The organism is Streptomyces sp. NPDC037100 (assembly GCF_055606225.1).
The window spans coordinates 1,042,460-1,050,120 of record NZ_JBVJSX010000002.1 but is presented as its reverse complement, the minus strand read 5'-3'; the positions used below and the strand labels follow the sequence as shown (position 1 = coordinate 1,050,120).

At 69.6% G+C, this 7,661-nt stretch carries 8 protein-coding genes and 1 rRNA gene; all 9 read left to right on the top strand.

What is annotated here, in order from left to right:
• Nucleotides 1-158: 158 nt before the first annotated feature.
• A 5S ribosomal RNA gene (gene rrf / locus ACZ7EG_RS10040) occupies nucleotides 159-275 on the top strand.
• A gap of 62 nt (nucleotides 276-337) precedes the next feature.
• On the top strand, nucleotides 338-982 hold the full coding sequence (locus ACZ7EG_RS10035) for an HAD family hydrolase (protein ID WP_471074808.1): 645 nt from the start codon (nucleotides 338-340) through the stop codon (nucleotides 980-982).
• 88 nt (nucleotides 983-1,070) lie between these two features.
• Nucleotides 1,071-2,288 carry an MFS transporter gene (locus tag ACZ7EG_RS10030; protein ID WP_471074805.1) on the top strand — a complete coding sequence of 406 codons (1,218 nt, stop codon included), beginning with the start codon at nucleotides 1,071-1,073 and terminating at the stop codon, nucleotides 2,286-2,288.
• Nucleotides 2,239-3,411, top strand: a complete 1,173-nt coding sequence (locus tag ACZ7EG_RS10025) for an acetoin utilization protein AcuC (protein WP_471074802.1) — start codon at nucleotides 2,239-2,241, stop codon at nucleotides 3,409-3,411. Before ACZ7EG_RS10030 ends, ACZ7EG_RS10025 begins: the two co-directional genes overlap by 50 nt.
• Before the next feature lie 189 nt (nucleotides 3,412-3,600).
• A complete protein-coding gene (locus ACZ7EG_RS10020; RefSeq protein WP_471074799.1) occupies nucleotides 3,601-4,416 on the top strand; it encodes a phosphatase in 816 nt (271 codons plus the stop codon).
• Between the two features lie 129 nt (nucleotides 4,417-4,545).
• Entirely contained in the window at nucleotides 4,546-4,758 is a 213-nt protein-coding gene (locus ACZ7EG_RS10015; protein WP_004984898.1) for a helix-turn-helix domain-containing protein, read from the top strand.
• Nucleotides 4,759-4,914: 156 nt separating this feature from the next.
• Nucleotides 4,915-5,013, top strand: a complete 99-nt coding sequence (locus ACZ7EG_RS10010; protein WP_003948845.1) for a 30S ribosomal protein bS22 — start codon at nucleotides 4,915-4,917, stop codon at nucleotides 5,011-5,013.
• Between the two features lie 201 nt (nucleotides 5,014-5,214).
• Complete coding sequence (locus ACZ7EG_RS10005) at nucleotides 5,215-6,276, top strand: NAD-dependent epimerase/dehydratase family protein (protein WP_471074796.1); 1,062 nt, start codon at nucleotides 5,215-5,217, stop codon at nucleotides 6,274-6,276.
• Nucleotides 6,277-6,290: 14 nt separating this feature from the next.
• Nucleotides 6,291-7,346, top strand: coding sequence for a lysophospholipid acyltransferase family protein (locus ACZ7EG_RS10000; protein ID WP_471074793.1), 1,056 nt, complete (start codon nucleotides 6,291-6,293; stop codon nucleotides 7,344-7,346).
• Nucleotides 7,347-7,661 lie beyond the last annotated feature (315 nt).

Sequence of the window (7,661 nt, the reverse complement as noted above, 5' to 3'; positions counted from 1 at the left end):
GTTGATAGGCCGGATATGGAAGCACGGTAACGTGTGGAGTTGACCGGTACTAATAGGCCGAGGGCTTGTCCTCAGTTGCTCGCGTCCACTGTGTTGGTTCTGAAACCACGAACAGCCCCATGCTGCCACGCGTGGTGCGGCTGACAGTTTCATAGTGTTTCGGTGGTTATAGCGTAGGGGAAACGCCCGGTTACATTCCGAACCCGGAAGCTAAGCCTTACAGCGCCGATGGTACTGCAGGGGGGACCCTGTGGGAGAGTAGGACGCCGCCGAACAATTTTTGGGAAAACCCCCGCATCTTCGGATGCGGGGGTTTTCTGCGTTTAGGCTCAAGGCCATGCGCTATGACCTGGTGATCTTCGACAATGACGGTGTGCTCGTCGACAGCGAGCCCATCTCCAACCGGTTGCTCGCGGCGTACCTCACCGAACTGGGGCACCCCACCTCCTACGAAGAGTCGATTCGGGACTACATGGGATCGGCGATGCACCGGATTCACGAGCTGGTCCTCGAGCGGACCGGACAGCGGCTGCCGGAGGACTTCGACGACGTCTTCCACGCGCGGGTGTTCGCGGCGTTCGAGCAGGAACTGGTGGCCGTGGCCGGGGCCTCCGTGGTGCTGGAGAAGCTGACCGCCGACGGGGTGCCGTACTGCGTGGCCTCCTCCGGGAGTCATGAGCGGATCCGGGTGGGGCACCGGACCACCGGGCTCGACCGGTGGTTCGACGAGGAGCGGATCTTCAGCTCGCAGGACGTGGGGCGAGGGAAGCCGGCCCCCGATCTCTTCCTGCACGCCGCCGAGAAGATGGGAGCCGCGCCGGAGCGGTGCGTCGTCATCGAGGACAGTCCGCTGGGGGTGCAGGCGGCCATCGCGGCGGGGATGGACGTCTACGGGTTCACCGCGATGACGCCGGCGCAGAAGCTGTCGGGGGCAGACCGGCTCTTCTCCGGCATGGAGGAGCTGGCCGACCTGCTGGTGTGAACCGCTCCAGCAGGTCCTTCGAAGCTGAGGAAAATTCATCTTTGGCTGGATCTACCCACGGGTAAGCCGGGGCCCTACGCTCGCCGCCATGACAGATGTGCTGCGGCGCGGCAGGGCCTCGTTGGCGTTCAGCTTCTTGGTGCAGGGTGTCGCCTTCGCTCTGCTCGTGACGAGGATCCCGGCCATCCAGGACCGCTACGGGGTCTCCGACGCGCTGCTGCCCGCGTTCCTGGCCGCCGTGCCGGTCCTCGCCGGGGTCGGGAGCGTGACCACCGAGCGGCTGGTGAAGCGGGTACCGCCGAGCCGGCTGCTGCGCTGGTCCCAGCCCGTGGTGCTGCTGGCTCTGCTCGGCGTCGGGGCCGGGGAACGGATGGTGGAACTCGGGGTCGCGCTCGCGGCGTTCGGGCTTGCCGTAGGGGTCCTGGACGCCTCGATGAACATGCTCGGGGTGAGCCTGCAGCGGTCGTACGGGCGCAGCATCATGCTCAGCTTCCACGCGGCCTACAGCCTGGGCGGGATCGTCGGGGCCTCGTTGGCCTGGGTGGGGGCGCACTGGCATCTGCAGCTGTGGGTGTCGTATCTGCCGGTCGTGCTGGTGCTGCTGCCGACTGTGCTGGTGGGGAGCCGGTGGTACCTCGACGACCGGGGTGCGGCATCCGTGGCGGAGGACCAGGCCGGGCAGGGCGGGACGGTCGTCTTCAAGTGGCTGCTGCCGCTGTGTCTGGTGATGACGGTCGCGTACATCGGGGATTCGACGGTCTCCAACTGGAGTGCCAAGTATCTACAGGACGTGCTGGGGAGCTCGGAGCAGATGGCGACGGTGCCGTTCAACGTGTACATGGTCACCACGCTGCTGGGGCGGGCGATCGGGGACCTCGGGGTGCGGCGGTTCGGTGCGGTCGCGGTGGTGCGGGCCGGTGCGCTCGTGGCGGCGGGCGGATTCGCCGTGGTGGCCGTCGCGCCCGGGGCGTGGGTCGGGATGCTGGGGTTCACGCTGCTGGGGCTGGGCCTGTGCGTGCTGGTGCCGCAGACGTTCGCGGCGGCCGGCAGGCTGTTCCCGGGGGCTTCGGACGCGGCCGTGGCGCGGCTGAATGTCTTCAACTACGTGGGGTTCCTCATCGGTTCGCCGTTGGTCGGGGCGCTCGGGGATCTGTGGAGCTACCGCGGGGCCATGTTGGTGCCGATGGTGTTGGTGCTGGTGACGCTGGTGTACGCCCGGTCGTTCGGGGCTCAACCGGACCGATACGGTGGCGGGCATGAGCGGCCGCGCACAGCTGATGTGGGACGAGGCAGTAACGGGCTATGACTTCGGTCCGGGGCATCCGATGGACCCCGTCCGGCTCGCCCTGACCCGGAAACTGGTCGACGCCTTCGGGCTGGACCGTGAGGTGGACGTGGTCGCCGCGAGGGCGGCCGGGGAGTCGACGCTGCGGCTCGTCCACCGGCAGGACTACATCGCGGCGGTGAAGGCCGCGTCCGCGGATCCGGGGGCGGCGGACCAGTCGTACGGGCTGGGGACGATGGACGATCCGGCGTTCGCGGGGATGCACGAGGTGTCGTCGCTGATCGCCGGGCAGTCGGTGGGGGCGGCGGAGGCGGTGTGGCGGGGTGAGGCGCTGCACGCGGTGAACTTCGCGGGCGGTCTGCACCACGCGATGCCGGGCGGTGCGTCCGGGTTCTGCATCTACAACGACGCGTCGCTGGCGATCGCGCGGCTGCTGGAGCTCGGGGCGGAGCGGGTCGCGTACGTCGACGTCGACGTGCATCACGGCGACGGTGTCCAGGCGGCGTTCTGGGAGGACCCGCGGGTGCTGACGATCTCGCTGCACGAGCATCCCCGGACGCTGTTTCCGCAGACCGGGTGGCCGGAGGAGACCGGGGCGGACTCCGCGGAGGGCTCGGCGGTGAACGTGGCGCTGCCGGCCGGGACGGGGGACGCCGGATGGCTGCGGGCGTTCCACGCGGTCGTGCCGGAGCTGATCGCCGACTTCCGGCCGCAGGTGCTGGTGACGCAGCACGGGGCCGACACGCACTTCGAGGATCCGCTGGCGCATCTGGCCGTGTCGCTGGACGCGCAGCGGGCGGTGCAGGTGGCCTGTCACGACCTGGCGCACGAGTACGCCGACGGGCGGTGGGTGGCCCTGGGCGGGGGCGGTTACGCGGTGGTGGACGTCGTGCCGAGGTCCTGGACGCATCTGGTGGCGATCGCCGCGGGCCGGGCCGTGGAGCCCGAGGCGATGATCCCCGAGAGCTGGCGGCAGGAAGTGTTCGCGAGGACGCGGCAGTTGGCCCCGGCACGGATGACGGACGGGCGCTGGCCCGTGGCCTGGCCGGCCTGGGACGAGGGCTACGACCCGGCGGACCGGCTGGACCAGGCGGTGCTGGCGGCCCGGCGGGCGGTGTTCCCGCTGCGGGGGCTGCTGGTGTGAGAGGGTGACGCCGGACCGCCGACAATCTGCGACCTGATCCGAGCGGCAGGTCCCGGGCCCGGCTGACAGTCCCCGTCGTCGCCCGGAGACAGCCCGGGCTCGTCGGACAGGCCCTTAGCCCTTAGGCCGACCGTGCGGTGTTCGCGGGTTCTCGGGACAGGTGGAGATCCGGTCACGCACGATCTCCATGTGCTGACCACCGAAGCCCTGCGTGCGCACCTGGTGGGCGCGCGGCTCGCCGGGACCGTGGCGACCTCGCGGGAGGAGAGCCTGCGCAGTTACCGGCTCTTCGCGGCCAGGGACCCCCGGGTGCTGCTCGGGATCGATCCCGAAGGTGCCTGGAGGCAGCGGGAGTTGATCGAGCTGATGGCGGACCGGTGTGGGGTTTCGGCCGATTCCCGGCAGGTTTCCGGCCAGGACGTGATCGATCCGGAGCGGACCCTGGCGGCGCTGGACGCCTTCGCGGAACGCCTCGCCGAGGCCGCCCGGCGGGGTGCTCCCGTGCTTCTCGGCACCGGGCACCCGCACCGGCTGCTCGGTTTCTACGGCGCTCTGGCAGACGCCCTGTCGGCGGCGGGATGTGCCGTTCTCACCCCCGCGCAGGGTCGCTGTGTCGACATAACGACCCGGTTCGGTCTACGTACGCACAACCTCGACTACGTACGAGGAGTCGCGCTGGTGCGGACCCCGGGCCCCGAACGCCCCGGTTGTGAGCCCGGCGCACATACGCACTCACCTCTCCCGGTTCGTACCGTACTGGCCGCTTGCGCGGAGGCCGGCGGGCCTCTGCCCGAGCTGGTGATCGGGGATCACGGGTGGGTCTGCGGGGCAGGTCAGCTGGGGTTCGAGGCGATCGGGCCGGCCGACACGGACGACCCGGCGCTGTTCGTGGGGGAGGCCGAGGGGTCGGTGTCCGTGGTCGTTCCACTTGATGACGGCGTGCGGTCCGATTACTACCTGCCGCTTACCCGCTACGTACTCAATCGGGCGTGTCTGTCACAGTAGGCCGCCGATGGGTGCACCTCTTCCCCACTCGCATCACTGGCACCTACATTGGGGAGTGAGCACGCAGCGACGAAGAGTCACCGGAAGGGGAAGCCGGTGGCCGTCGAGTGCGGAAGGTTCAGGTGTGTCATGGCTGCAGCTGGCGAGAGGCCTCTGAACGAGGTTCAGTTCCTTACCGTGGCGGAAGTCGCCTCGGTGATGCGAGTGTCGAAGATGACCGTGTACCGGCTGGTGCACAGCGGTCATCTGCCCGCGATCCGTGTGGGGCGGTCCTTCCGCGTCCCGGAGCAAGCGGTTCACGAGTACCTCCGCGAGAGTTACGTGGGGGTGGAAACCGCCTGACGGCAAGGGCCGGGGCGGTCCCCACAGGGCACTTCGGGACCCCCTCGGCCTCCTCGATTACGACCTCAGCGCTCGGACGGGTAGGCTGGCCCCTCGTAGGTCGTATGGGCCCATGGCGCCCAAACACCGAGTGATGAGAAGTGAGCGAGGGTAGTCGTGGGCTCTGTTATCAAGAAGCGGCGCAAGCGGATGGCGAAGAAGAAGCACCGCAAGCTGCTCAAGCGCACGCGCGTTCAGCGTCGCAACAAGAAGTAAGTTCGCGACGCGGACACCGCGAGAGCGTTGCTGTGGCCCCCCACCACCGGTGGGGGGCCACACGCATATCCGCTCCCGCGCCCGGCCGGCTTCGGTCACTTCGCGCATCGGGCGGTCATCACAGCGCAACAGCAACCCGCTAAGTTGGCCTCACGGGGGAACGCGGCGGGGACGAGAGGTTCTGGAAGGAAGGCGCTGATCTTGGGCAAGGTCGTGCTCGTGACCGGAGTGGCCCGCCAGCTGGGGGGCCGGTTCGTCCGGCGGATCCAGCGGGACCCCGAAGTGGACCGGGTCGTCGCCGTGGACGCGGTGCCGCCCGAGCACCATCTGGGCGGTGCGGACTTCGTCCAGGCCGACATCCGCCAGCCGGGCATCGCGCGGGTGCTCGCCGAGACGGGCGCCGACACGATCGTCCACCTGGACGTGACGGGCACGCCGCTGGGCAGCGGCAACCGGGCCTCCCTGAAGGAGAACAACGTCATCGGCACCATGCAGCTGCTCGGTGCCTGTCAGAAGTCCCCGGCCGTGCAGCGGCTGGTCGTGAAGTCCAGCACGAACGTCTACGGCTCCGCGCCCCGCGACCCGGCCGTGTTCACCGAGACGACCCCGCCCAAGTCCCTGCCCAGCGGCGGTTTCGCCAAGGACACCGTCGAGGTCGAGGGCTACGTCCGCGGCTTCGCGCGCCGCCGGCCCGACGTGGCCGTGTGCGTGCTGCGGTTCGCCAACATCCTGGGCCCGACCGCGGACACCCCGCTCGCCTCGTACTTCGCCCTGCCGGTCCTGCCGACCGTGTTCGGCTACGACCCCAGGCTGCAGTTCGTGCACGAGGACGACGTGATCGAGGTGCTGCGGCTCGGCTCGCACGAACCCCGGCGGGGGACGCTCAACAGCGGCACCTTCAACATCGCCGGCGACGGTGTGCTCCTGCTCTCCCAGTGCTCCCGGCGCCTCGGCCGCCCCACGGTGCCCCTGCTGCTCCCGGCCGTCACCTGGGCGGGCTCGCTGGTGCGTACGCTGGGGATGACGGATTTCTCGCCCGAGCAGATCCGGCTGCTCACACACGGCCGGGTGGTGGCCACGGGCCAGATGCGCGAGACGCTGGGATTCCAGCCCAAGTACACGACCGCGGAGACGTTCGCGGACTTCGCCCGCAGCCAGGGCCCCGGACTCCTTCCGCCGGAGGCCCTCGAGGGGGCCGTCGACCGGATCGCCGGCCTGCCCCTCGCGGGCGGCGGACACTCCCCGACGCAGAGCGCCAACTGAGGAGCGCATCAACGATGGCGGACGCCAAGGTCATTCCGTTCGACGACGACCGGTCCCGGGGGAGCGCCGCGCAGCGTCCCCAGCGGCGCCGGAGCGCCGGGAACCGCCGCCCGGGCGCGGAGAACGTGCCGGTACGTGAGGTGCAGCCCCTGCCCACCAGGGCTGTTCCGCAGGATGATGTTCCTGTGACTTCTGAGGAACAGCCGCCGGAGCCTTCCCCGGACGGCGGAAGCGGGCTGGAACGGCGGATCGCGGGCGGCCTGGCCTTCCTGCGCCGCCGCCTCACCGGGGACTACGAGGTCGACGACTTCGGCTACGACGAGGAGCTCACCGACCAGGTCCTGATGTCGCTGCTGCGCCCGCTGTACGACACGTACTTCCGGGTCGAGGTGAAGGGCATCGAGAACATCCCGTCCGAGGGCGGTGCCCTGATCGTCGCCAACCACTCCGGCACCCTGCCGATGGACGGCCTGATGATGCAGGTCGCCGTGCACGACAACCACCCGGCGGGCCGGCATCTGCGGCTCCTCGCCGCGGACCTGGTGTTCATGCTGCCGGTGGTCAACGAACTGGCCCGCAAGCTGGGTCACACCCTGGCGTGCGCAGAGGACGCCTCCCGGCTGCTGGAGCAGGGCGAGCTGGTCGGGGTGATGCCGGAGGGGTTCAAGGGCCTCGGCAAGCCCTTCGCGGACCGCTACAAGCTGCAGCGCTTCGGCCGTGGCGGTTTCGTCTCGACGGCGCTGCGTGCGGGGACGCCGATCGTGCCCTGCTCGATCGTCGGGGCGGAGGAGATCTACCCGATGATCGGCAATGCCAAGACGGTCGCGCGGCTGCTGGGCTTCCCGTACTTCCCGATCACGCCGACGTTTCCGTGGCTGGGACCGCTCGGGGCGATTCCGCTGCCGACCAAGTGGACGATCCAGTTCGGTGAGCCGATCCCCACGGACGGCTATCCGCCGGAGGCGGCGGAGGACCCGATGCTGATGTTCAACCTGACCGACCAGGTCAGGGAGCAGATCCAGCACACGCTGTACAAGCTGCTGGTGCAGCGGCGGTCGGTGTTCTTCTGAGGCCGACGTTCGCAACCGCCTGCCGGTCGCTCGGAGCCGGCGGACGGAGTCGGCGCAGCGGTCCGAAGCCTGCGGAGCAGTGCGAGGGCGGCAGACAGGAGGGGCCAAGCTGCTGGTGCAGCGGCGGTCGGTGTTCTTCTGAGGCCGACGTTCGCAACCGCCTGCCGGTCGCTGGGAGCCGGCGGACGGAGTCGGCGCAGCGGTCCGAAGCCTGCGGAGCAGTGCGAGGGCGGCAGACAGGAGGGGCCAGGCTGCTGGTGCAGCGGCGGTCGGTGTTCTTCTGAGGGCGTTCTCTCAGGCCGTCTGCCGGTCTGC